General features: G+C 75.5%; 17 protein-coding genes. 12 read left to right on the top strand and 5 right to left on the bottom strand.

Features of this window, described 5'->3' with window-relative positions; genetic code table 11:
• Positions 1-5 precede the first annotated feature (5 nt).
• On the top strand, positions 6-797 hold the full coding sequence (locus ACA514_RS04680) for an SAM-dependent methyltransferase (RefSeq protein WP_375039725.1): 792 nt from the start codon (positions 6-8) through the stop codon (positions 795-797).
• Between the two features lie 3 nt (positions 798-800).
• Here the strand turns inward: ACA514_RS04680 and ACA514_RS04675 are convergent, their stop codons facing one another.
• Positions 801-3,824, bottom strand: coding sequence for an AAA family ATPase (locus ACA514_RS04675; protein WP_375039724.1), 3,024 nt, complete (start codon positions 3,822-3,824; stop codon positions 801-803).
• Positions 3,821-4,951 carry an exonuclease SbcCD subunit D gene (locus ACA514_RS04670; protein WP_375039723.1) on the bottom strand — a complete coding sequence of 377 codons (1,131 nt, stop codon included), beginning with the start codon at positions 4,949-4,951 and terminating at the stop codon, positions 3,821-3,823. Before ACA514_RS04670 ends, ACA514_RS04675 begins: the two co-directional genes overlap by 4 nt.
• 264 nt (positions 4,952-5,215) lie before the next feature.
• On the opposite strand from ACA514_RS04670, the gene ACA514_RS04665 reads away from it, so the two are divergent.
• The 7 genes from ACA514_RS04665 (at position 5,216) to ACA514_RS04635 (ending at position 11,679) form a co-directional block, all read left to right on the top strand.
• Positions 5,216-5,902, top strand: a complete 687-nt coding sequence (locus ACA514_RS04665; protein ID WP_375039722.1) for a RibD family protein — start codon at positions 5,216-5,218, stop codon at positions 5,900-5,902.
• 7 nt (positions 5,903-5,909) lie between these two features.
• A complete protein-coding gene (locus tag ACA514_RS04660) occupies positions 5,910-6,344 on the top strand; it encodes a deaminase (RefSeq protein ID WP_375039840.1) in 435 nt (144 codons plus the stop codon).
• A gap of 122 nt (positions 6,345-6,466) precedes the next feature.
• Complete coding sequence (locus ACA514_RS04655; protein WP_375039721.1) at positions 6,467-7,900, top strand: aldehyde dehydrogenase; 1,434 nt, start codon at positions 6,467-6,469, stop codon at positions 7,898-7,900.
• Positions 7,901-8,084: 184 nt separating this feature from the next.
• Entirely contained in the window at positions 8,085-8,999 is a 915-nt protein-coding gene (locus ACA514_RS04650) for an ABC transporter ATP-binding protein (protein ID WP_375039720.1), read from the top strand.
• A 13-nt stretch (positions 9,000-9,012) separates the two neighbouring features.
• Positions 9,013-9,747 carry an ABC transporter permease gene (locus tag ACA514_RS04645; RefSeq protein ID WP_375039719.1) on the top strand — a complete coding sequence of 245 codons (735 nt, stop codon included), beginning with the start codon at positions 9,013-9,015 and terminating at the stop codon, positions 9,745-9,747.
• Between the two features lies 1 nt (position 9,748).
• Complete coding sequence (locus tag ACA514_RS04640; protein WP_375039718.1) at positions 9,749-11,011, top strand: sensor histidine kinase; 1,263 nt, start codon at positions 9,749-9,751, stop codon at positions 11,009-11,011.
• Entirely contained in the window at positions 11,008-11,679 is a 672-nt protein-coding gene (locus ACA514_RS04635; RefSeq protein WP_375039717.1) for a response regulator, read from the top strand. Before ACA514_RS04640 ends, ACA514_RS04635 begins: the two co-directional genes overlap by 4 nt.
• Positions 11,680-11,964: 285 nt before the next feature.
• On the opposite strand, the gene ACA514_RS04630 is transcribed toward ACA514_RS04635, so the two are convergent.
• The 3 genes from ACA514_RS04630 to ACA514_RS04620 form a co-directional block, all read right to left on the bottom strand.
• Positions 11,965-12,882, bottom strand: a complete 918-nt coding sequence (locus ACA514_RS04630; RefSeq protein ID WP_375039716.1) for an AMP-binding protein — start codon at positions 12,880-12,882, stop codon at positions 11,965-11,967.
• 245 nt (positions 12,883-13,127) lie between these two features.
• A complete protein-coding gene (locus ACA514_RS04625) occupies positions 13,128-14,633 on the bottom strand; it encodes an AMP-binding protein (RefSeq protein WP_375039715.1) in 1,506 nt (501 codons plus the stop codon).
• A gap of 94 nt (positions 14,634-14,727) precedes the next feature.
• Positions 14,728-18,408 (bottom strand): LuxR C-terminal-related transcriptional regulator, encoded by a 3,681-nt coding sequence (locus ACA514_RS04620; protein WP_375039714.1) that lies wholly within the window; start codon positions 18,406-18,408, stop codon positions 14,728-14,730.
• Between the two features lie 198 nt (positions 18,409-18,606).
• Here ACA514_RS04620 and ACA514_RS04615 point away from each other — a divergent pair, with 198 nt between their 5' ends.
• The 4 genes from ACA514_RS04615 to ACA514_RS04600 are packed head-to-tail and all read left to right on the top strand — an operon-like array spanning position 18,607 to position 24,405.
• On the top strand, positions 18,607-19,812 hold the full coding sequence (locus tag ACA514_RS04615; protein WP_375039713.1) for a hypothetical protein: 1,206 nt from the start codon (positions 18,607-18,609) through the stop codon (positions 19,810-19,812).
• 2 nt (positions 19,813-19,814) lie between these two features.
• Positions 19,815-20,621 (top strand): hypothetical protein, encoded by an 807-nt coding sequence (locus tag ACA514_RS04610; RefSeq protein ID WP_375039712.1) that lies wholly within the window; start codon positions 19,815-19,817, stop codon positions 20,619-20,621.
• On the top strand, positions 20,618-21,274 hold the full coding sequence (locus ACA514_RS04605; protein ID WP_375039711.1) for a hypothetical protein: 657 nt from the start codon (positions 20,618-20,620) through the stop codon (positions 21,272-21,274). Before ACA514_RS04610 ends, ACA514_RS04605 begins: the two co-directional genes overlap by 4 nt.
• Entirely contained in the window at positions 21,271-24,405 is a 3,135-nt protein-coding gene (locus ACA514_RS04600; RefSeq protein WP_375039710.1) for a chromosome partitioning protein ParA, read from the top strand. The genes ACA514_RS04605 and ACA514_RS04600 overlap by 4 nt, the downstream gene beginning before the upstream one ends.
• The last annotated feature ends 6 nt before the right edge of the window (positions 24,406-24,411 follow it).

Raw genomic sequence — 24,411 nt, 5'->3', positions numbered from 1 at the left:
ACACCATGACAGACCGCCCACCGCCCCGGTCCGGCCTCAACGGCCCGGCCCTCAACCGCATCTACGACTACTCGCTCGGCGGCAAGGACAACTACTGCGCCGACCGCGAGGTCGCCATCGAGGTGTTCGGCTCGTTCCGGGCGGCCCGGCTGCTGCCCCGCGAGAACCGCAAGTTCCTGCGCCGCGCCGTCCGCCACATGCTGGACGAGGGCGTCCGGCAGTTCCTCGACGTGGGCTGCGGCCTGCCCGGCAAGGGCAACGTGCACGAGGTCGTGCACGCCCGCGACCCCGACGGCCGGGTCGTCTACGTCGACAGCGACCGCGTCGCCGTCGTGCACTACCAGGCGCTGCTGCACGCGGTGCCGAACGCGACGGCGGTGCACGGCGACGTCCGCAAGCCCCAGGCGGTCCTGGCCGACCCGGAGGTCACCGCGCTCATCGACCTGCGCCGCCCGGTCGGCGTGCTGATGACCGCGGTGCTCGACGCGATCCGCGACGAGGAGGACCCGGACGGCATCGTCCGCGCCTTCACCGAGGCGATGGCACCCGGCTCCCACCTGGCGATCTGCGACTTCACCGACGACGTGATGACGTCCTGCGAACGCGCCCTCCAGGACCAGATCGTCACCGCGGCCGGGCTGGTGTTCACCTCCCGCCCGCGGTCCCGGATCGCCGGGTTCTTCGACGGCCTGGAGCTGGCCGAGCCCGGGCTCGTGCCGGCGCCGGAGTGGCGCCCGGACCGCCCGCACGAGCCCGCGACGGGCTGGCTGCTGGCGGGCGTCGCCCGGAAACCCTGACGCTCAGACGCTGACGCGGGCCGTCGACCCGGTGCGCTCCTTGGTGACGCGGAGCTGCGCCGGGATGCGGCCGCGCAGCTCCACGACGTGGCTGACGATGCCGACCGCGCGGCCGCCGTCGCGCAGGCCGTCCAGCACGTCCATCACCTCGTCGAGGGTGTCCTCGTCGAGGGTGCCGAAGCCCTCGTCGACGAACAGCGTGCCGATCTCGGCGCCGCCCGCCTCGGCGGTGACGACGTCGGCGAGGCCGAGCGCCAGCGACAGCGAGGTGATGAACGACTCGCCGCCCGACAGCGTCACCGGGTCGCGCTCCAGGCCGGTCCAGGCGTCGGCGACGCGCAGCCCGAGCCCGCCCGCGCCGTGGCTGCGGTCGCCCGCCGCCTTGTCGGTGGTGTGCACGAGCGCGTACCGGCCGCCGGACATCCGGCCGAGCCGCTCGTTCGCGGCGGCCACGACCTGCTCCAGGCGGGCGGCCAGCACGTACGCCGACAGCGACATCGAGCGCCGGTTCGCGGCGTGCTTGCCCGAGGTCAGCCCGGCGAGCCGCTCGGCGACCCGGTGCCGCTCCGCCGCCGGGCGCCACGCGCGGACGGCGGCGCCGAGGTCCGCGCGCAGCCGCGCGAGCCGCTCGCAGCGGTGCCGGGCCCGGTCCGCGGCGGACGCGGCGCCGCCCCGCGCGGCCTCGGCCGAGGCCAGCGCGGTGTCCAGGGCGGCGAGGTCGGGGGCGGGCCCGGCGGCGGCCTCGGCCAGCGTCCGGTCGGTGAGCAGGTCGCGGACGAGGGCCTCCTCGTCGTCGAAGCGGCGGAGCCGGTCGCGCAGCGCGGCCTGGTCCTCGTCGGGCATCGCGGCGGCTTCCACCTCGTCCGGTGTGCGGAAGCCCTCCTCCTCGGCGGTCGCCTTGGCGCGCGCGCGGGCGGCGGCGAGCTCCTCGGCGGCGCGGTCGGCCTCCCGCAGCGCGTCCATCGCCTCGGCCAGCGCGTCCGCCTCCCGGCCGAGCCGGTCGATGCGCGCCTCCAGGGTCGGGTCGGTGCCGCGGGCCTCGTCCAGCGCGTCCCGCAGCCGCGCCTCCTCCGCGTCGAGCTCGGCGCGCCGGGTGCGGTGCGCGGTGAGCGCCTGCACGTTGCCGTGCTGCGCGTCGCGGACGCGTTCCAGCTCCTGCTCGGTGCGGTGCAGGACGGACTCCAGCCGGTCGGCCTCCGCCGCGCGGGCCGTCGCGGTCGCGAGCGCCTCCTCGGCTTCGGCCAGCTCCTCGGCCAGCGCTTCGGCGGCCAGCTCACCGACCGTCTCCAGGAGGCCGTCGCGCTCGGTGCGCAGCGCCTCCACCTGGCGTGCCGCGTTCTCCCGGTCGTGCTGGGCCCGGTCGGCGGCCTCCTGCGCCTGGTCGACCTGCTCCTCGGTCGGGATCAGCGCGAGCGAGGTGACCGGGGCCGGATGCTCGGTGGAGCCGCAGACCCGGCAGGGCTCGCCGTCCTCGAGGTCCTCGGCGAGGACGGCCGCCATGCCGTCCAGCCGCGCCTGCCGCAGGTCGAGGACGTGCTGGCGGGCGTCCTGCGCGGCGTCGACCGCGTCGCGGTGGGCGGCCTCCGCCTCCTCGAGCAGGTGCCCGACCCGGTCGCGGCGGTGCGCCGCGTCCAGCCGGCGCCGCGCGTCGGCCACCGCGGCCTCGGCGCCCGGCCGCCCCGCCGCGGCGATCCTGGCCTCGTCCAGCTCGGCGCGGCCCGCCTCGACGACGCCCGGCAGCTCCGCGAGGGCCGCGGCGATCCGCGCCTCCTCGGGCTCCAGGCGCGCCAGCTCGCGGGCCAGCTCGGCCCGCTCGGCCTCCAGCTCGCCGAGCCGCGCGGCCTCCTGGCGGCGGTCCGCCAGCTTCGCCGTCTCGTCGCGGCGGGCCCGCTCGGCCTTCGCCAGGACGTCCTCCGAGGCGTTCGGCGGGAGCAGCGCCGCGACCCGGGAGCGGGTCTCCTCGGCCCACCGGCGCGCCTGCCCGGCGCGGGCGTGCCGGTCCTGGACGGCCCGCACCAGCGGGACGACCCGGTCGGCGCGCGCGGCGGCGTCGAGCCCGGACGCCAGCCGCGACCGCTCCTCGGCGCGCGCGGCCAGCGCGTCGCGGCGCGCGAGCGCGTCGGCGTGCCGCTGCCGCCGCTCCGCCAGCGCGCGCCCCGCGTCCAGCGCCTCGCGCGCGGCCCGCACGGCGCCGGCCGCCTCGTCCCGCAGTTCCTCGGCGGCGGCGCGGACGTCGTCGTGCCCGCCCGCCAGCTCCGCCGCCCACACCGGGAGCGCGTCGATGTCGGCGGCCGGCTCGGGAACCTGGTCGCCGCGGCGCGGCGCCGGGACCGCCGGACGCTCCCCGCGCGGCGGCGCCGCGCCGGTCGCCTCCGCGATCCGGTCGGCGATCGAGGACGCGGCGGCGGCCAGCTCGGCCGCCTCCCGCCCGGTCGCGGCGCGCCGGTCGGCCAGCCACTTCTCGACCTGGGTGAACACCTCGGTCGCGAACAGCCGCTCCAGGACCTTGCGGCGCTCGTCAGCGCCCGCGCGCAGGAACCCCGCGAACTCGCCCTGCGGCAGCAGCGCGACCTGGCAGAACTGCGCGGCGTTCATCCCGAGCAGCCGGGAGATCAGGTCGCCGGCCTCGTCCAGCCGCGTGGTGAGGCCCGTCCAGCCGCCGTGCTCGAACTCCTCCAGGACCACCTTGGCGTGCTCGGTCGTGGTGCCGGACCCGCGCAGCTTCGGCCGCTCCCACGCCGGCGAGCGCGTGACGCGCAGCCGGCGGCCCCGGACCGTGGTCTCCAGCACCACGCGCGGCCCCGCGCCGGGCGCCGCGTGGTCGCTGCGCAGTCCCTTGACCGCGTTGCGCACCCCCGGCACCTGCCCGTACAGCGCGAAGCACACCGCGTCGAGGATGCTCGTCTTGCCGGCGCCCGTCCGGCCCTGGATGAGGAACAGCCCGGCGTCCGACAGCGTGTCGAAGTCGATCGTCTCCGTCCCGGAGAAGGGCCCGAACGCGGTGACCTCCAGGCGGTGCAGCCTCACGCCAGGGCCTCCTTGCGGCGGCAGTGCTCGAACGCCTCGTGCAGCAGGTCGCGTTCGGCGTCGGTCGCGGGTCCGTCGGTGACCTCGGCGACGAAGTCGCCGGCGATGTCGAGCTCCGAGCGCTCGCGGACCCGCTCGGACCAGGTGCGGGCGTTGTCGGTGCCGCCGCCCTCGGGCTCGAAGCCGAGCACGAGCGTGTGCGGGAAGCGGCGGCGCAACCGCTCCATCGCGGCGGACGGGCGCCGCTCGTCGGTCAGCGTGATCTGCAGCCAGCGGTCCTCGTACTCCTCGAACCGCGAGCCCGTCAGCAGGTCGTCGATCCGGCCGCGGACGCGGGCGACGCGGCGCGGGACGGGCGCCTCCGCGAACTCCGCCGAGACGCCGTCCTCGCGCAGGTCGACGAGCCAGGAGCCCTTCACGTGGTGCTCCTCGGAGAACGAGTACGCCAGCGGCGAACCGGAGTAGCGGACGCGGTCGGTGATGACCCAGCTGCCGTGCAGATGGCCGAGCGCCGCGTAGTCGACGCCGTCGAACACCGACGCCGACACCTGCGACGAGCCGCCGACCGAGATGTCGCGCTCGCTCTCGCTTCTCTCCCCGCCGGTCACGAACGCGTGCGCGAGCACCACCGAGCGCAGGCCCGGACGCTCCGCCGCGTCCGCGCGGACCCGCCGCATCGCCTCCGTCAGCGCGGCGGCGTGGCTGCGCTCGTCCAGCTCCCACGGATGCCGGACGAGCTCGGGCTCCAGGTACGGGATGCCGTAGATCGCCGCGTCGCCGATGACGACGGGCTCACCGACCCGGGCGAAGTCGGTGCGGACATGCACGCCCGACGCGTCCATCAGCGCGGACCCGAAGCCGAGCCGGCGCGCCGAGTCGTGGTTGCCGGCGATCAGCACGACCCGGGTCAGGGCGGCGAGCCGGGCCAGGGTCTCGTCGCACAGCTTCACCGCGTCGACGCCGGGCAGCGCCCGGTCGTAGACGTCACCGGAGACCAGCACGCAGTCGACCCGCTGCTCGCGGACGGTCGCGACGAGGTCGTCGGCGAACGCCGCCTGCGCGGTCAGCAGGTCCTCGCGGTGGAACGATCTGCCGAGATGCCAGTCGGAGGTGTGCAGGATTCGCATGTCGCAGCAACCATAGGCGTCCCCTCCGACACATCCCGCGCAGAAACGCCGTGTCGTCGCAATCCCGGTCCAGGGGGCTCGCCTGGCGGCTCGCCCCTGACCGTGATCGGGCGAGCGCGACCTCGCTTCGCGAGCTTCCCGGCGGGGCTCGCCTCCGGCTTCGCCCCGCCGGTCAGGTAGCGCGCTCGCTTGGTGGTCGCGGCTTGCCGGGCGGGGCGGGCGGGCCGCGGGCGGGGGGTTTGTGGCGGGTCCTAGGCTGGGCGGGTGAGTGATCGTCCTTACGTGCTGCTGAGCTGCGCGATGTCGGTGGACGGGTACATCGACGACGCGGGGCCGGAGCGGTTGCGGCTGTCCAGCGCGGCGGACTTCGACCGGGTCGACGCGGTGCGGGCCGGCTGCGACGCCATCCTGGTCGGCGCCGGGACCGTGCGGGCCGACGACCCGAAGCTGCTGATCCGCTCGCTGGCGCGGCGGGAGCGGCGGGCCGCGCGCGGCATCCCGCCCGACCTCACCAAGGTGACGCTGACCTGGAGCGGCGACCTGGATCCGGGCGCGCGGTTCTTCACCACGGGCGAGTCGCCGAAGCTGGTGTACGCGCCGTCCGGCACGGCCGCGGAGCTGGCGGGGCGGCTGGACGGGGCGGGCGAGGTCGTCGACGCCGGCGAGCCGCTGGAGCTCGGGACCGTGCTGGCCGACCTGTCGGCGCGGGGCGTGCGGCGGCTCATGGTGGAGGGCGGCGGCGCGGTCCACACGCTGTTCCTGACGTCCGGGCTGGTCGACGAGCTGCAGCTGGTCGTGGCGCCGTTCCTCATCGGGGACCCTTCGGCGCCGCGGTTCGTCCGGCCCGGGGTGTTCCCGCAGTCGCCGGAGCGTCCGATGCGGCTGGCGGAGATCACCCGGATCGGCGACCTGGCGCTGCTGCGCTACCTGGCGGGGGGCGGGCGTGGCTGACGCGATCATGGACGACGCGGGCTGGCTGGCGCTGGCGTGCGACCTGGCGACGCTGTGCCCGCCGTCGTCGACGGCGTTCTCGGTGGGCGCGGTGATCGTCGACGCGGACGGCCGGGAGATCGCGCGCGGCCACTCGCGGGAGGCCGACCCGCACGACCACGCGGAGGAGGCGGCCATCGCCAAGAGCGGCGGGGTGCTGCGCGGCGCGACCGTCTACAGCTCGCTGGAGCCGTGCGGGAACCGGGCGTCGCGGCCCCGGCCGTGCGCCGAGCTGATCGTCGCGTCGGGGGCGCGCCGGGTGGTGTTCGCCTGGCGGGAGCCGTCGCTGTTCGCGGCGGGCACGGGCGCGGAGATCCTCGCGGCGGCGGGCGTGGAGCTGGTCGAACTGCCGGAGCTGGCGGGTGCGGCGCGGGAGCCGAACGCCCATCTGCTCGCCGGATGAGACTCTAGTCTCATTTCTCTTGCCAACCCCCCGGAACCGCATGCCATGCTGAGCCAAGCAAGCATTCGGTCACGGGTGCGCTCCGGACGCTCCGCGGACCCCCCGGCAGGAGGCACTTCAGCATGCGCGAGCACGATCGGCTGTTCATCGGCGGCGAGTGGACGGCACCGGCCGGCACCGGCACCATCGAGGTCATCTCCCCGCACACCGAGGAGGTGATCGGCCGGGTGCCCGACGGCACCGAGGCCGACATGGACGCGGCGGTCGCCGCCGCCCGGCGCGCCTTCGACGCGGGCCCCTGGCCGCGGATGACGCCCGCCGAGCGCGCCGAGAAGGTCGGCAAGCTGTCGGCGATCTACGCCGAGCGCCAGCAGGAGATGGCCGACCTCGTCACCGCGGAGATGGGCTCGCCGATCCTGTTCTCGGTGTTCGGGCAGGCCGCTATCCCGCAGATGGTGCTGCAGTACTACGTCGACCTCGCCGGCACCTACGCCTGGGAGGACGAGCGGCCCGGCATGCTCGGCCCCGTCACCGTCACCCGCGAGCCGGTCGGCGTCGTCGCCGCGATCGTCCCGTGGAACGTCCCGCAGTTCACGCTGATGCTGAAGCTCGCGCCCGCGCTGATCGCCGGCTGCACCGTCGTCGCCAAGCCGTCCCCCGAGACGCCCCTCGACAGCTACCTGCTGGCCGAGTGGATCAAGGAGGCGGGCATCCCGGACGGCGTCGTCAACATCGTCCCGGCGGGCCGCGAGGCCGGCGCCCACCTGGTCGCCCACCCCGGCGTCGACAAGGTGTCCTTCACCGGCTCCACCGCCGCCGGGCGCAAGATCGGCGCGGTCTGCGGCGAGCAGCTCAAGCGGGTCACCCTCGAACTCGGCGGCAAGTCCGCCGCGATCGTGCTGGACGACGCCGACCTCGCGTCCACCATCGAGGGCTTCAAGATGGCCTCGCTGATGAACAATGGCGAGGCGTGCGCCGCGCAGACCCGGATCCTGGCGTCCCGCCGCCGCTACGACGAGGTCGCCGACGCCCTGGCGGCCATGGTCGGCGGCCTCACCGTCGGCGACCCGGCCGACTACTCCAGCGAGATCGGCCCGCTGGTCGCCAAGCGGCAGCAGGAGCGCGTCGAGAACTACATCCGGATCGGCCAGGACGAGGGCGCCAAGGTGATCACCGGCGGGCTGAACCGCCCGCACGACCGCGGCTGGTACGTCGCCCCGACCGTGTTCGGCGACGTCCGCAACGACATGCGGATCGCCCAGGAGGAGATCTTCGGCCCGGTGCTCGTCCTGATCCCCTACGAGGACGAGGAGGACGCGATCCGGATCGCCAACGACAGCGACTACGGCCTCGGCGGCTCGGTCTGGACCGGCGACGTCGACCACGGCGTCGAGGTCGCCCGCCGCATCCGCACCGGCAGCTGCGGCGTGAACCTCTACAGCCTCGACCCGAACACCCCGTTCGGCGGGTTCAAGAACAGCGGCCTGGGCCGCGAGCTCGGCCCCGAGGGGCTGAACGCCTACCTGGAGCACAAGTCCATCCCGCGTCCCTCCTGACGCCTCCCCGGACCCGCGTGCCGCCCCCGGGTGCGCCTTCACGGGGGCGCCACGCCGCGTCTCAGCCCGTCCACCGATCGGTTGATGCACCGGATCAGCCGCCCCACCGCCGGTCGGTCGATGTGCGCGCGAGCCCCGCTCCGCGAGCCTTGAGGTCGCAGCGAGACGACCCGAGGAGCACGCGTTGGCGATCATCGAGGTGGACGGCCTCACCAAGCGGTACGGCGGCCACATCGCCCTGGACGGGGTGTCGTTCTCCGTCGAGGAGGGCGAGATCTTCGGCATCCTCGGCCCGAACGGGGCCGGGAAGACCACCGCGGTCGAGTGCCTGGAGGGCCTGCGCCGGCCCGACGGCGGCACCGCCCGCGTCCTCGGCCTGGACCCGCGGGCCGACGGCCGCAGACTGCACGAGCTGATCGGCGTCCAGCTCCAGCAGACCGGGCTGCCCGGATCGATCAAGGTCCGGGAGGCGCTGGAGCTGTACGCCTCCTTCTACTCCTCCCCGCGCGACCCCGCCGAGCTGCTCGCCGAGTGGAACCTTGAGGACAAGCGCAACGCCCGCGTCCGCAGGCTGTCCGGCGGGCAGGCGCAGCGCCTGTACATCGCGCTCGCCCTCGTCGGCGCGCCCCGCGTCGCATTCCTCGACGAGCTGACCACCGGCCTGGACCCGCAGGCCCGCCGCGCCACCTGGGAGCTGATCCGCCGGATCCGCGAGAACGGCGTCACCGTGGTCCTCATCAGCCACTTCATGGACGAGGCCGAGGAGCTGTGCGACCGGCTCGCCGTCCTCGACGGCGGCCGCATCGTCGCCACCGGCACCCCCGGGCGGCTCATCGAGGAGGCCACCGGAGGCGGCGGTCGGATGCGGTTCCGCCCCGTCGACGAGCTGGACCTCGCGCTGCTGGCCGGCCTGCCCGGCGTCACCGACGTCCGGCGGTCCGGCGCGCACGTGACCGTCACCGGCCACGGCGACTTCGCCACCGCCGTCACCTCCGCGCTCGCCCGCAACCACATCGTCGTCGCCGAACTCCGCATCGACCAGCGCACCCTCGACGACGCCTACCTCGCCCTGACCGGCGGGCCGTCCGCCCGCGACTGAAGGAGCCGCCGCCATGTTCAGCAAGATCCTCGCCGTCGAGTTCCGGATGCGGATGCGCGAAGTGCTCACCCCGCTGTTCGCCGTCGCCCTCCCGCTCGCGCTGCTGTTCGGGTTCGGGCTGATGCCGGACGCCGACCAGCCGTCCAAGGACCTCGGCGGGGAGACCACCACCGAGTACATGGCCGTCCTCGGCACCGGCATCGCGTTCGCGATCCTCAGCCTCATCATGCTGCCGAGCGTGCTGTCGGACTACCGCGAGCGCGGCGTGCTGCGCCGGATGCGCGCCACCCCCGTCCGGCCGTCCGCGCTCCTCACCGCCCAGCTGGCGATCAACGCGGGCGCCGCGGCGGTGACCGCCGCGATCATGATCGTGGTCGGCGCGGCGGCGTTCGGCACCCCCGTGCCGCGCGGCTTCGGGTGGTTCCTGCTCGCCGCCGTCCTGTGCCTGCTGGCGCTGCTGGCGGTCGGCTCGCTCGTCAGCGCCGTCGTGCCGAACGGGCGCGCCGGCAACGCGGTCGGCGCCCTGCTGTTCTTCCCCAGCATGTTCCTGGGCGGCGTGTACATCCCCTACGACCAGATGCCGCACACCCTGCAGCGGATCTGCGACCTCACCCCGCTCGGCGCCGGCATCAGGACGATGCGCGACGCCTGGATGGGCCATACCCCGCACCCCTACCAGCTGGTGATAATGGCGGTGTACGCGGTGGTCGCCACAGGGGGCGCCGCCCGGCTCTTCCGGTGGGAGTGACGTGCGGGAGCACCAGTCCGGGTTCGACCTCTGGGAACGGCGCGAGCAGTCGGTCCTGCGGATCCTCCCGTTCGTCTCGCTGGCGCTGGCGACGGTGCTGGCCCTGCTGGCCGGCCACGGGTCGGCCGGCAGGGTCGCCCTGCAGCTGGGGCTGTCCGCGGCGACGGCCGGCTGGATCGCCTGGATGGCGACCCTGCACCCGCAGTGGCCGGACCGGCCCCGCGTCCACGTGGGCGTCTACTACCCCGTGCTGGTCTGCCTGCTCGGCACGCTGATCGCGCTGAACCCGATGTACGGCTTCGCGATCGTCACCGGGTACGTGCACGCGTTCTACCTGAAACCGCGCGTGCGGTTCGTCGGCGTGTTCGTCTGCGCCGCGCTCGCCGCGCTGGCCCAGATGGGCGGCCCGGGGGGCGTCGACGGCCGGTCCTGGCCCCTCTACCTGCTGATCTTCGCCGTGAACGCGCTGATGTCGGGCGGCATCTGCCTGTTCGCCTGGCGCGGCGACGAGGAGACCCAGCAGCGCAAGGCCATCATCACCGAGCTGGCCGAGGCGAACGCGCGGCTGGAGGCGGCCTTGGAGGAGAACGCCGGACTGCACGCCCAGCTGCTCACGCAGGCCCGCGAGGCCGGCGTGCACGACGAGCGGCAGCGGATGGCCGGCGAGATCCACGACACCATCGCGCAGGGCCTGGCCGGCGTCGTCACCCAGCTCCAGGCGGCCGAGCAGGCCCGCGCCCGGGACGCCGACTGGAAGCGCCACCTGGACATCGCCCAGCAGATGGCCCGCGAGAGCCTCGCCGAGGCGCGCCGGTCCGTCCAGGCGCTGCGGCCCCAGCCGCTGGAGGACTCCGCGCTGCCCGACGCGCTCGCCGACGTCGCGAGCCGCTGGACGGCCCTGCACGGCGTCCCCGCCGAGGTCAGCACGACCGGTACGGTACGGATCATGCATCCGGAGGTGGAGGGCACCCTGCTGCGCACCGCCCAGGAGGCGCTGGCGAACGTCGCCAAGCACGCCAAGGCGTCCCGCGTCGCGCTGACCCTGTCGTACATGGGCGACCTGATCACCCTGGACGTCCGCGACGACGGCGCCGGGTTCGCGCCCGACCGGGTCGCGCCGACCGCCGCAGGCGGCTACGGCCTCACCGCGATGCGCCGCCGCGTCGCGCGCGTCGCCGGAACCCTGGCGATCGAGTCCGAACCGGGCGCGGGCACCGCGATCTCGGCGAGCGTGCCGGCCGTCCCGGTGGGAGACCCCGCGTGACCGGCCCCGTGATCAGGCTGCTCATCGCCGACGACCACCCCGTGGTGCGCGACGGGCTGCGCGGCATGTTCACCGGCGACCCCGGCTTCGAGGTGCTCGCCGAGGCCGCCGACGGCGCCGAGGCGGTCCGGCTTGCCGAGACGCTCCGTCCCGACGTGGTGCTGATGGACCTGCGGATGCCAGGCACCGACGGCGTCACCGCGATCACCCGGATGGCCGAGCGCGGCCTGCCCGCCCGGGTGCTGGTCCTGACCACCTACGACACCGACAGCGACGTGCTCCCCGCGATCGAGGCCGGGGCGACCGGCTACCTCCTCAAGGACGCCCTGCAGGACGAACTGTTCCGCGCCGTCCGCGCCGCCGCGCGCGGCGAGTCCGTGCTGTCCCCGTCGGTGGCCGCCCGGCTGATGAGCCGGATGCGGACCGCCGCCCGCCCGGCCCCGCCCCGCGGCGAGGAGCCGCTCAGTCCGCGGGAACTGGAGGTCCTCGGCCTGATCGCGCGCGGCGGCACCAACCGGGAGACCGCCGCCCGGCTGTTCATCAGCGAGGCCACCGTCAAGACCCACCTCCTCCACATCTACGGCAAGCTCGGCGTCAACGACCGCGCCGCCGCGGTGGCCGCCGCCTTCGACCGCGGCCTCCTACGCCCCAACCCGAAATCCCCCTGACCACCCCCACGGCGCCGTCACCGCCCCACCAGACAGCCGCGTGACGCCGCAGCGTCCCACCGAACACCCCTCACAGCGCCGCCTCCCCGGACTCCCCTCGCAACGCCGCCACCATCCCCCGGACAACCCTCGCACCGCCGCCACCGCCCCCCGGACAACCCTCGCAGCGCCGTCACCGTCCTCCGGGACGAGCCTCACAAGACCATCAACACCCCCGGACGGCCCTCGCAATGCCATCGGCATCCAGCCGGGCGGGGCTCGCGGTACCGCGGGCGGTTCCGCGGGTCAGGAGAGCGGTGAGACCGTCCAGCCGTGACGGGCCCGGCAGGCGTGCGCGGCCTCGGCGGACGGCGCGCCGGTCACCAGGACCCGGACACCGGGCATCGGGACGGCACCGTGATCGAAGGCCAGCGCGCGCAGCTTGGCGGGACTGACGACGACCGCCGTCGCGTCGTACTTGAGGATCGCCTCGAGCAGGTCGCGGGCGTCCGGCTCCGGCACCCCCGCGAACGCGGCGCCCTGGACCAGGCACAGGTCGATGAGACCGATCCACGTCCGCACCGGCACGTCCGATCCGCAGCAGACCAGGACGTCGTCCTCGCCGAGCGCGACCGCGCCGCCGAGACGGTAGTGATCCGCGAGCCGGTCGGCGTGGGTGACGTCCTCCCGGGGACCGGCGAGGCGCAGGGCGGTGTCACGCAGCGGATCGGGCGGCGGCGACTCGCCGGATCCGACGCCGGTCTCCAGCAGCCGGCCGAACGGGGTCGCGCCCGGAACGTCCCCGAACGCGAAGGCCTGCCGCACGTAGGACGCGTCCGCCGCCGCCAGCGACCGCGCGGCGGTCTCCTCGCCCGTCAGCAGGAAGCGCGCACCCACCTCGGTCATCATCACGGCGAGGTCCTCGGCGGACGCGTCCGGCGGCAGCGGGGCGGGCACGGCACCGGCCGCGCCCACCGCGTGCACGGCCAGCGCGAGGTCGCAGGCGTCGGCGAGGTGGATCGCCCCGACGTCGCCGGCCCGCACCCCGTGCCACCGCAACCCTCGCGCCGCCACCGGCACGGCCTCCGCGAACCACGCGCGGCGCAACTCCCGCCCGCGGTCGACGACCGCCGTCCGGCCACCGTCCGCCCGCATCGCCGCCAGCACCATCCGCGTCACCGTCGCTTCGGTGACGCCGACCGCACCGGTCTCTCCGTCCAGCATGCGGCGACCGTACGCCGCGCCCTACCCCGACCACATCCAAAGAACTGTGTAGACACATATGTAGCCCGCCCCGCCCACCCCACTGCACACCCACCGCCGCCCCCGAACACAAGGGACGGTCCCCCGACCGCCGGGCCACAGGCCACGCCCCCGGCACAAACCAAGCCCGACGCCGACACGGCGCCGCGCCCATGGCGGGATCGCCCTCGAGGCGGCAGTCGTGGGTTGCCTTGTGCGTGGCGGGGTCAGGGGAGGCGGCCTAGGCCGGCGCGGTCGAGGAGGGTGCGGCGCCGCACGCGCCCGTCGGGCTCGCGGGGGATCTCGGCGACGATGTGCACGGTCACGATTCCGCCGCGTTCGGCGACGTGGGTCTCCAGGTAGGCGAGCAAATCAGCCTCCGAGGTCTCGTCGGTGACGACGGCGAACCCGTGCGGGGCGAGGCCGAAATCGTCGTCGGGGACGGGCACGACGGCGGCGTCGGACACCGCCGGATGCGCGGCGAGCACCGCGCCGGGCTCGGCGAGCGGCTCGGCAGGGCCGCGCCCCACCCGGCCCAGGACGAACACCCGGCCGTGGTCGTCGGCGAACGCCGAGTCACCGGTCGGCAGCCAGCGGGCGGGGACGGCGGCGGTCCGCGCCACCGGCAGCCGTACGCACAGCTCGCCCGGCTGGTAGGACGACTGGACGGCGCCGGTCCGCGGATGGACCACGCGCCACACCACGCCGGGCAGCCCGCGCCCGACGGAGTCGAGGGTGCCCTCCTCCGCCGCGCGCAGGTTGAGGTGGGTGATGCCGGCGGCTTCGGCGAGGCCGTACGCCTGTCGGACCGGGCAGCCGAACCGGGCCGCGGCGGCGCGGGCGTCCTCGGCGGCGAGCGGCCCGCCGGCCGCGACCACGGCGCGCAGCGTCCCCAGGTCGTAGCGGGCCACCGCGCGATCGCGGCCGAGCGCCTCCACCAGCGCGGGCGGCAGCACCGCCACGGTCGCGCGCCACCGTTGCAGCGCACGCAGCAGGTCGTGACGGCCGCCGCCGGTGAAGGCGACGACCGTGGCGCCGAGCCGGAGCGCCGGGTTCAGGACCCCGTTCAGGCCGAGGACGTCGCTGAGCGGCAGCGCGGTCAGCACGATGTCGGCGTTGCCGATCATGCCGGCCTCGGCGACCCGCACCAGCCCGGCGACGACCTCGGCATGGGTGAGCCGGACCGCCCGGACCGGCCCGGGCGGTCCGCCGGTGCAGGCGACGAGCGCGGGAGCGCGGGACGGGTCGAGGCGAACCGAAGCAGGCGGCCCGGTGAGCAGCGTCGCGAACGGCTCGGTGCCGGGTTCCGCGCCGAAGCAGAACAGCCGCCGGTCCGGCGCGCGGACCTCGCCGGCGAGCCCCGGCCACGTGATCGCCGCCCGGACTCCCGCGTCCTCCAGCAGCCGCGCGACTTCGGCGGCCGGACGCCCGCCCACCGGGAACGGGACGGCACCCGCGGCGGTGACCGCGTGCAAGGCCAGGACGAACTCGGGCCCGCCCGGCAGATGCAGGCCCACCACGTCCCCCGGCCGCACCCCCTCCCGGACGAGCCCGGACGCGGCGGCCCCCACCCGCGCGGCCAGCTCCCCGTACGACAGCGAACGCCCCGACGACGCGTCCGCCACCGCGGGACGGGCGGCCTTGGCGGGATCGGAGCCGGCGCCGCAGAACACGGCCCGGGTCACCGTCGCACCGGGAAACGCGGCGGCCGCGTCCACACCGTTGGAGATCATGCGCCGACGCTATGTTGGACGCCGCGTCCAGCACATGCGCCGGACTACGCAGGCGGAGTCGTATTCACCCTCCCCCCGAGGTGTGTACACACCCTCAGTCCTCCGGCGGAAGGGTGTCGACGACCCATGCGGCGATCTGCGCACGCGACGAGAACCCCAGTTTGGTGAGGATGTTCGTCACGTGCCGCGCCACGGTCGCCGGACTGATCACCAGCTCGTCCGCGATCCCGCGATTGGTCAGCCCCCGCGCCACCAGCCGCGCGACCTCGCGCTCCCGGCCCGTCAAGGTGCTCGGCGGCGTGAGCGGCCGGGCAACGCCGCCCGTGCCCATGTCCCTTGCAGGCCGCACCGGCTCTGCGACCTCCCCCGCATGACCTCCCACTTCGCCTCTGCCGACGTCCCGCCCCCTTGGACCAGGTACAGACCGCCCGCCGCCGTCCTCGGCAGACCGGGCGTCCCGCTCGGTCTGCCTCAGCGCGCCCGAAGAACTCGCTCTCTCCCCCACGTGGAAGGCCTGGGACCACCTGTCCCCGTCAACGGCCTCCTGACTACCGCCGCCGGGCCAACCCCCACCCCGGCTACCGGCAGGCGGCGCTCCGTACCCCGCTTCAAAGCCAGACCCACCGAAGGTGTCCGCCAAACCTTCTTCCTCGCCCCCCGGCGTACCGCCATCCCGCTCGGACCAGGCCGAACGTTCACCCCATTGCCGCCCGGCTGCGGAACCAGATCCGACCGCGTCCGTGGCGCTCCGCTCCCCGTTCACCGGCTCGTACCCCTCTGGCTCAGGCCGGGCCGTCTCCGCCACCCGAGGGCGCCCCCCACCGGAAGCAGAGGCGGGCGTCCCCTGCCCAGCGGGCGCCTCCTTTCCAGACGACGTGACACGCGCCTCTCCCTCCGACCGAGACGAACTCTCGTCAAAACGGGAGCCGCCCAGGCCGGAAGCAGTAGCGGGTGATCCATGCCCGGCCGAGACCGCGTCCTCCGTGCTTGACGAGACACGCCCCTCCCCCTCCAACCGAGCTGAACTGTGCTCAAGGCGGGAGGCGCCCGCGCCGGAAGCTGAGGCGGACGATCCCGGCGCGGCCGAGGCCACTTCCTCCTCGGACGACGTGACACGCGTGTCTTCTTCCGAGCGGGGCGAACCGTGCCCAAGGCGGGACGCGCCCGCGCCTGAAGCAGCGGTCGGCGACCCCGTGCCGCCCGCGGCCGCCTCGGCCGCGCTCGATGGGACACCCGCATCCTGCTCCGAGCGAGGCGAGCCGTGTTCAAGATGGGAGGCGCTCGCGCCCAAAGCAGCGGACGGCGACCCCGTGCCGCCCGCGGCTGCCTCGGCCGCGCTCGATGGGACACCGGCGTCCTGCTCCGACCGGGGCGAGCCGGAGGCGCCTATGCCGGGAGCAGGGGTGGGCGTCTGTGGCCTGGCCGTTGCCGGCTTCTCGCCAGGGAGTGAGGGGTGGGGCGGGCTGTGTTCGGGACGGGGCGGGTGGCTGTGGGTAGGCGGCGGGGGGTGGGGTGTGTCGGGGACGGCGGTCGGTGGTTCAGTTTGGCGGCGGAGGGGCGGAAGGTTTCCGGCGTGGAGGGCGTAGTCGACGGCGTCGTCGGGGGGCATCGCGCGGCCTTCGCCCCAGAACTGGGCGACGAGGGGCTCGCCGAGGCGGCGGCGGATCGGTTCGAGCATGCGCTCGCGGCGGGCGCCGGCGCCGGGCTGGCGGCCGGTGGCCTCGCGGAGCGCGGACGCCGCGCCGGCGAGCGTCACCGCCGCGCGCGCGTCGCCCTCGAAGGCGACCAGTTCGGCGAAGGCCTCCAGGGCGCGGGCCACGTCGAGGCGGATGCCCGACGAGCGGCTCAGGGACAGGCTCCGCGACAGCGCCTCCCGCGCGGACGCCGCGTCCCGCTGTTCCAGCGCGACGCGGCCGATGCCGGCGAGCGCGCGGGCCATCTCCGGACGCGCCCCGATCTCCGCCAGGATCGGCAGGACCTCGGCGTAGTGGCCGCGGGCGGCGGCGGGGTCGCCGCGGAGCTCCGCCAGCCGGCCGAGGCCGATGATGGCGTGCGCGGCGCCCCACAGCTGCCCGATCCCCCGCATCAGCGTCGCGCCCGCGTCGAGGTGCTCGCGCGCCTCGCGCAGGCGGCCGCGGCGGATCAGCAGGTAGCCGCGGGTGATCCGCGCGTACGCGCGGACCCACTCGTGGCCGGGTCCGGCGGCGATCGCGTCGGCCTCGTCCAGGCGTTGCGCCGCGTCCTCGAACCGGCCCGCGCGGGCCAGCGACTCGGCCAGCGTGACCAGCGCCGACGCGGTCATGATGGCGTTTCCGGCCGTTCGGCAGGGCGCGAGCGCCTCCTCCGCGTACCGGGCCGCCTGCGCGGCGTCGCGCCCGCCGGCGGCCAGTTGCGCGCGGCCCGCCAGCGCCGGGCCCAGTGTGCGGGCGCCGGTGCCGTGGGAGCGGGTGAGGAATCGGTCCATCCGGTCGGCCCATTCGGCGACGCGTCCCCGGACGATCCAGAAGGTGCGCAGCGCGGTGCACAGCCGCAGGCCCTTCTCGATGTCGCCGCGGTCGAGCGAGAAGGTGAGCGCCGCCTGGACGTTGCCGAGTTCCGCGTCGTACCGGCGGAACAACGCCACCCGGTCCGCCCACGCTCCGGGCAGCTCCGCCACCGCCAGCCTGCCGTCCTCTTCCGCGGCTTCCAGCACGGTGTCGCGGTGCCGCATCCGGAACGTCTCCTCCTCGCCGGCCTCGGCGAGGCGCTCCGCCGCGTACTCGCGGATGCTGTCGAGCTGCCGGAACCGGACCTGCCCCGCCATCTCCCCCACGACGGCCACCAGCGACTTGTCGACCAGGGCGGTCAACAGGTCCAGGACGTCCTCGGCGGGGAGCGCCGCGTCGGCGCAGACGTGCTCGGCCCCCTCCAGGGTCCAGCCCGCGAAGACCGACAGCCGGCGCAGCAGCGTCCGCTCCCGTTCGCCGAGCAGGTCGTGACTCCAGTCGATCGCCGCGCGCAGCGTCCGCTGCCGGGGCGGCGCGGTCCGGTCGCCGGCGCTGAGCAGCCGGAACCGGTCGGCGAGCCGGCCGGCGATCTGCTCCACCGACAGCACCCGGACGCGCGCCGCCGCCAGCTCCAGCGCCAACGGCATCCCGTCCAGCGCCCGCGTGACGTCCTCGACGCCGCTGGTCACGTCGAACCCGGGACGGGCCGCGCGGGCGCGGTCGGTGAACAGCCGCACCGCCTCGTGCGGCTCCAGCGGCGGCACCCGCCACACGTTCTCGCCCGCCATCCGCAGCGGCTCGCGGCTGGTCGCCAGCACCCGCATCCGCGGGCAGCGCGCCAGCAGCAGGCCGGTGAGCTCCGCGCACTCCTCGACGACGTGCTCGCAGTTGTCCAGGACGATCAGCACCGACGGCCCGCGCAGCGCGTCGGCGAGCGTCTCGGCCGTCCGGCGGCCGTCCTCCTCCGCCACGTCCAGCACCGCCGCGACGCGCCGCGCGACCGGCTCGGGCGTGCCGTCGGGGCGGACGCCGGCCAGGTCCACGAACCAGACGCCGTCGGGATGGGCGTCGAGCATCGTCCGCGCGACGTGCAGGGCCAGCCGCGTCTTGCCGATGCCGCCCGCGCCGCACAGCGTGACCGCCCGCATGCCCTCCAGGAGGCGGCGCAGGTCGGCCGCGTCGCGCTCGCGGCCGACGAAGGCGTTGGGCTCGGCGGGGAGGTTCGTCCTCGGGAGAGGGTTCGGCCCGGTGGGAGGGTTCGGGCCCGTGGGAGGGTTCGGCTCGGTCATGCCTCTCCTGCCATGTCCGAAGAGTCCGGTCCGGCGGGTTCCGTGCCCTGCTGCGGCGCGCGGCCCGCGACGTCCTGGTCGCTCTGTGAGTGTGTCATCGCCGTGCGTGCGACGTCTGCGGTTTCGCGGTGCCGGTTTCGCGGGCGTTCCCGCCGCCGATTCCACCCTGGGCGCCGCGGGGCCGTACCGTAGTGCGCCGTGTCGACCACCTCCGAGAACGCGGCCGCCAGCCTCGACGACGTGCTGGTCGGCGAGGCCGTGCTGGGCGTGTACCGGCAGATGTTCGCGGCGCTGGCCCGCGACAGCGGCGCCGTGGTGGACGACCCCGAGCTGGTGGACGTCGCCGAGACGCTGCTCGCCGCGTTCGCCGACGCCGGCGAGGACGGGCTGAGCCGCGAGCAGATGCGGTACGTGTGCCGCCGCTACCCGGCGGAGGTGTTCGAGAACCGGCTGCGGGTGCTGAAGGGGCTCGGCGCCGTCCGGGAGGTGTTCCCGAAGCCGAACCAGCTGCGCTACCGGGCCTCGTTCACCAGCGTGGTCGGGCTGATGTTCGTCCGCCGCATGATGCTGGACGGCGGGCAGAGCGAGATGCACCGGCTCCTCGCGCTGGAGCAGCTCAACGTCGCCGACCCGCGGATGACGCCGGAGCAGGCCCGCGACGGCGCGGACGGCCTGGCCCGCGCGTTCCGGCTGTGGAGCGTCGAGCTCGTCACCCTCACCAACGGGACGATCGAGGAGCTGCGCGAGCAGGCCCCGAAGCTGTGGGGCACGGAGGAGATCCTGCTGCGCGCCGAGCGGCTGCACGGCGCGATCCTGCGGCGGTGGCCGCAGCTCGACCGCACGTGCACCGACCTGCGCGCCGCCATCTACGCCTACGGCGACGCGTCCCGCCGCGCGGCCGCGCGCCTGTCGGACTCCGCCGGCACGACCCGCAATCTCACCCTCCTTCCGCCGGAGACGTGGCGGACCTTCGCCCGCACCGCCGGCCGCGAGGAGCTGGCGGCGGTGCTGGACGGTTTCGTGTTCGACGCGGCCGCCCCGTGGCACGAGCCGTCCGCCGTGGTGACCGCCGTGGAGGACGGGCCCCGCGCGACGCCCCCGCGCCCCGCGCCGCCGCGCCCGTCCGTGCCCGACCGGGGCCTGTCGTCCGACACCGGCTCCGACGTCACGGCGATGGAACGGCTCCGCGCCATGGCCGAGGAGGTGCTGCGCGGTCGCGACCGGGTCGCCGTGCAGGACGTCCTCGCGCAGGACTGGGTGACCGCCCGGCGCACCCTGGCCGACCTGTCCTCGGCGCATCTGCACCCCGAGCTGCCCTACCGGCTCGTCTGGTCGGACGGGCTGGACGTCCGCCCGGAGGGCGCGCCCACCTGGGTGTCGCCCGGCTGGTTCGAGAGGACGTGACCGTGGACCCGCAGGTACTCGCGCGGGCGCGGGCCCGTGTGCTCGGCGCCCCGTCGGTCGCCGCGGCCGATCCCGTCCCGGCCGGAACGGCCGCGGCCGCGGACGGCGACCGCGTGTGGCTGCTGCCGGTCTGGCCGGACGGCGCCACGCCCGCCCTTCTGGAGGAGTACCAGACCGCCCCGATGCCGCTGGACCGCGCGGGTCAGGCGCGCCGCGTCCTGGCGGCGGCGCTGCGCTGCTGCTGGACCCGGCTGGACGACGCGCCGTGGCCGGGAGCGCCGTCCACGGTCGCGGCCGTCCTGGACGTCTACGCGGGCATGTCGCGAGGCGACGCCGATCTCGCGCGCCGCTGGGCCACCGGGGAGCTGCGCCGGCTGGCCGAGACGGGGTGGCTGCTCCTGGACGAGGGCGCCGGCGAGGGGGGCGGCACCGTGCGTCCCGGCCCCCGGGTCTCGCTGTGGGCCGAGCAGAGCCTGTCGTCCCTGCGCACCCTGATGCACCGCCTTCCCGAACCCCCGCGCCCGGAACCGTCGGCGGACCCGGCGGAGCCGGTGAGGGAACATGCGTCATCCGCGCCTCCTGTGGTGTTCAGATCACCCTTCGTGACCGAGACTGCCGCACCTCCGGCACCAACGGCGGAAAAATCTTCATCTGTGGATAACCCGCCCCACGCGGCGCCCGGCGGCACGGCGGACGCAGCGCCCGGCGACGCGGCGGACGCAGCGCCCGGCGACGCGGCGGACGCAGCGCCCGGCGACACGGCGGACGGGGCGCCCGGCGGCGGGGACGGCCCCGGGGAGCGGCGGTGAGCGAGCTGTTCGAGGGGCTGCTGCGCGGCTATGACGAGCGGCGGCGGGCGGAGCTGGTCGCGGCGTACATGGCGGTGGAGCACGCGGCGGAGCCGGTGCCGGAGGTGCGGTTCCCGGCGCTGCGGGAGCCGGCGCTGCGGCGGACGGTCGGGGAGATGCTCGCGCTGAGCGGCCGGACGCTGGTCCGGTCTGAGCAGACGTCGTGGATCTCCGGCTACCGGGACGACGTCGCGGCCGAGCTGGCGAAGGACGGGGACTGCGTGCCGCCCGTCCAGGAGCGGGCGGTGCTGGCGCTGGTGCTGATCCATTCGGTGGCGATCCCGCGGGCGGCGGGGCTGCTGGAGGACGACTCGTGGCTGTCGCCGTATCCGACGCCGGTGGACGAGCTGAGGCGGCGGACGCAGCTGCCCGTCGGGGAGCTGGACGCGGCGCTGCGGCGGCTGCGGCTGGCCGGGCTGGTGTCGCAGGTCAAGGCGGGTGCGGACGATTCCGGCGGGTTCGTGCCGGGGCCGCAGTTCCACCGGCTGACCCCGGCGGCGCGCAGGCGGCTGCAGGAGGAGCTGATCCTCGCCGCCGGGCCGGACTCGCCGCTGGCGGCGGCGATCCGGGCGCGGCGGCGGGGCCGGGAACGCGAGCAGGGGGAGAGCGAATGACGGCCGTGCTGGAACCGCTGGTGCCGGGGCCCGCCCGGGACGCGGAGAACGTCGTCGGCGACCGGACGCTGGTGGCGGTGCAGGCGGTGAACATCTCGCGGCTGTCGACGCATCCGGTGCCGACCGTGCCGGGGACGCTGATCGTGGTGGCGGGGCAGGGCCCGAAGGACTCCAACGGCGCCGGCAAGTCCTCGTTCATCGCGGCGATCACGGCGCTGCTGGGCGACGAGCAGTGGCGGTTCGCGTCGGGCGCGCGCGCGGTGGCGGAGCTGCTGTTCAACGCGGAGCTGGCGGCGCAGGGCGACAGCCAGTGGGCGAGCGCCGATCACGGGTACATCGTCGGCGTCTTCGATTACGCCGAGCCGGTCCAGACCGACGCCGACACTGAAGACGACACCGACGGCGGCACCGAAGACGAGACCGCGGTGACGGTGTGGCTGCGGGTGAACGTGGACGCGCCCCACCTGGAGATCCGCTGGCAGGAGGGCGTGTACCTGGCGTCGGCGCCGTCGGAGGCGGGGCGGGTCGCGCTCGCCGACCGGCTGTGGGCGAGCCTGCCGCGCAGCGCCGGCCGCCGCGACCTTGTGGCGAAGGACCTGGGCCGCGTCCTGTACGGCGGGCAGGTGCGGTGCGTGTCGTTCCTGTCGACGTCGGTGCGGTCGAAGGTCGCGACGAACCTGCTGTCGCAGCCGCTGAACGAGATCAGCCCGGAGCGGATCTTCAGCGCGATCGCGGCGCTGACCGGGCTGGACCGGGAGCTGGAGGCCGAGCGCAAGTCGCGCGCGGAGGAGCACCGGGAGCGCGGCAAGGCGGCGGAGGCGTCCGAGCGGCTGGCGGAGTGGGAGCGCGAGGCGGCGGCGATGCTGAAGACCTTCGACCGGCGCGACCGCGCCCGCGAGGAGGTCGCGGCGGCGATGCGGCACTGGCGGACGCGGCAGGCGCGGCTGCTGGCGGACGCGGCCGGGGCCGACGCCGCGCACGCCGCCGAGCAGGAGGCGCTGCGCGCCGAAGCCGCGGAGCTGGCCGCGGCGGCGAAGGCGGCGGATCGGGAGATCGAGCAGCTCACGGGCGGTGCGCTGGACGCGCGGCTCGGCGAGGCGGGCGCGGCGCTGGCCGAGCTGAAGGGGCAGGCCGACGAGCTGGGCGCGGACAAGGCGGTCGCCCGCAACCGGCTGGAAGAGCTGCGCCGGCAGGTGTCGGCGCTGGAGGAGCGGCGGCGGGAGGCCGACGGCCGGGACGGCGCCGCCGCGAAGGCGGAGCTGGCGGTGGCGGAGGCGCGCCGGGACGAGGCGCAGCAGGAGTTCGGGATGGCGCGCGGCGCGGTCGCGCGGGCGGAGCGGTCGCTGGCGGAGGCCGAGGCGGGCGAGAGCAGCGCGCCCGCGCAGATCCGGGCGCTGGCCGGGGCGGGGATCGCGGCGGTCGGCCTGCTGGACGCGGTGGAGCTGGCGGCGGACGTCCGGGAGCGGTGGGAGGCGGCGCTGTGGCCGTACCGGGAGGCCGTCGTGGTCGGGACGGCGGATCTGGACGCGGCGGTCGGCGCGCTGAAGGGCCTGCCCGGCTCGATGATCGTCCCGGCGGACGGGGAGCTGGACCCGGGCGGTGAGGCCGCGGCGGGCCATCCCGAGGGCGTGCGGTGCGCGCTGCCGCTGGCGCGTTTCTTCGGCTCCTTCGTCGGCGACGCGAGGGGCGTCGTCGTCGTCGGCGGTTTCCCCGAGCCGGTGACCGGGCGGGTGGCGCGCGTGCAGGCGGCGCGGGCCGCGCTGGAGGCGGCGAAGGAGGCGCTGGAGAACGCGCGGCAGGCGACGTCCGACGCGGCCGCCGACGTGGCGCGGGCGGGGCGGCGGCTCACGGGCGCGCGCGCGGCCGACGAGCTGGACGCCGTCCACGCGCGGATGGCGGAGCTGCGCGCGCAGTTGGAGGAGCTGGCGAGCAGCGAGTCGAAGCTGGGGCCGCGCCTCGGATCGGCGGAGCAGGCCGTCCGGCGGCTCCAGGCGAAGGCGGACACGCGGGCGCTGGAGGTCGACCGGCTGCGCGGCCGCAAGGAGGCGCACGACCGGGAGCGCGACCAGGTGCGGCGCAAGAGCGCGGAGCTGGCCGGCAGGCGGGCGGCGCTCGGGCTGGAGGAGCTGGAGAGGGAGTGGGGCGGGTCCCGGGAGGGCGCCGCCGAGTGGCTGTCCGGCCTCGACGACGATGAGGCGACGTGGACGCCCGCCGAGTGGTGGCATACGGCGGAGAAGCACCTGTCGGAGGCGATGCGGCGCGTGTTCCCGGACGGCCCGTCCGATGAGGACATGCCGGAGGAGACGCGGTTCCTGCTGCGCGAGCGCGCCGAGGGCGAGGGTCGCCGCACCGACCGCGAGCAGGCGACGTTCCCGCGCCTGGCGAAGTCGCTGGAGGGCTATCTGCGCCGGCAGGAGGACTACGAGAAGCATCAGCGGCGGCAGATCGAGGTGCAGCTGTCCGGGCGCCGCGCCGACCTGGAGAAGGCGCGCAAGGGCGCGCTGGAGGCGGCGGGCGCCGCGGAGGCGCACCGGACGGCGCTGACCGCCGCGATCCGCGCGCGCCTCCAGCGGGTGTCGGAGGAGTTCGAGAAGCTGGACGTGACCTACGGCGGCTACGGCGCGACGCTCGACTTCCCGACTCCGGAGCAACCGGGCGATCCGGAGCAGGAGTGGCGCTGGCGGGTGACGCCGAAGTGGCGGCGTTCGGACGGTCAGCGCTATGTCCCCTACAACCGGCGCGCCAACACCGCGCTGATGGACGAGAAGGCGGTCAAGCTGGTGTGCGCGGCGGCGCTGGCCAGTTCCGGCGGCGGGCGGCTCTGCCTGGTGCTGGACGAGCTGGGCCGCAACCTCGGCAAGGAGCACCGCAAGGAGGCCGTCGCGCTGTTCCGCAAGATCGGCGAGACGCACGGCATCACGGTGATCGGCGCGCTGCAGGACGACATGGAGCCGTACGCGATCGACGCGTGCGGGCAGTACGTGAAGCTGCGCCGCTCGTCCGACACGATGCCGTACAACGAGCCGCCCGTGGTCGTCGGCTACGACGAGCACGAGCCGCGCGTCCGGAAGCTGGCGGAGGCGGTCACCCGGGCACGGGCGGAGCCGGAAATGCCCGGCGAAGCGTCGTAAATGGCG

The sequence above is a fragment of the Actinomadura sp. NTSP31 genome, from assembly GCF_041951385.1.
GTDB lineage: Bacteria > Actinomycetota > Actinomycetes > Streptosporangiales > Streptosporangiaceae > Spirillospora > Spirillospora napierensis.
Note: the sequence above shows the minus strand (reverse complement) of the source record. Positions and strands in the feature narration are given on the sequence as shown.

What these genes read in the sequence shown, in the direction of transcription:
- ACA514_RS04680 (WP_375039725.1), top strand. Translation starts at nt 6, where the DNA reads ATGACAGACCGCCCACCGCCCCGGTCCGGCCTCAACGGCCCGGCCCTC.
- ACA514_RS04600 (WP_375039710.1), top strand. Translation starts at nt 21,271, where the DNA reads ATGACGGCCGTGCTGGAACCGCTGGTGCCGGGGCCCGCCCGGGACGCG.
- ACA514_RS04655 (WP_375039721.1), top strand. Translation starts at nt 6,467, where the DNA reads ATGCGCGAGCACGATCGGCTGTTCATCGGCGGCGAGTGGACGGCACCG.
- ACA514_RS04620 (WP_375039714.1), bottom strand. Translation starts at nt 18,408, where the DNA reads ATGACCGAGCCGAACCCTCCCACGGGCCCGAACCCTCCCACCGGGCCG.
- ACA514_RS04670 (WP_375039723.1), bottom strand. Translation starts at nt 4,951, where the DNA reads ATGCGAATCCTGCACACCTCCGACTGGCATCTCGGCAGATCGTTCCAC.
- ACA514_RS04645 (WP_375039719.1), top strand. Translation starts at nt 9,013, where the DNA reads ATGTTCAGCAAGATCCTCGCCGTCGAGTTCCGGATGCGGATGCGCGAA.
- ACA514_RS04625 (WP_375039715.1), bottom strand. Translation starts at nt 14,633, where the DNA reads ATGATCTCCAACGGTGTGGACGCGGCCGCCGCGTTTCCCGGTGCGACG.
- ACA514_RS04660 (WP_375039840.1), top strand. Translation starts at nt 5,910, where the DNA reads ATGGACGACGCGGGCTGGCTGGCGCTGGCGTGCGACCTGGCGACGCTG.
- ACA514_RS04630 (WP_375039716.1), bottom strand. Translation starts at nt 12,882, where the DNA reads ATGCTGGACGGAGAGACCGGTGCGGTCGGCGTCACCGAAGCGACGGTG.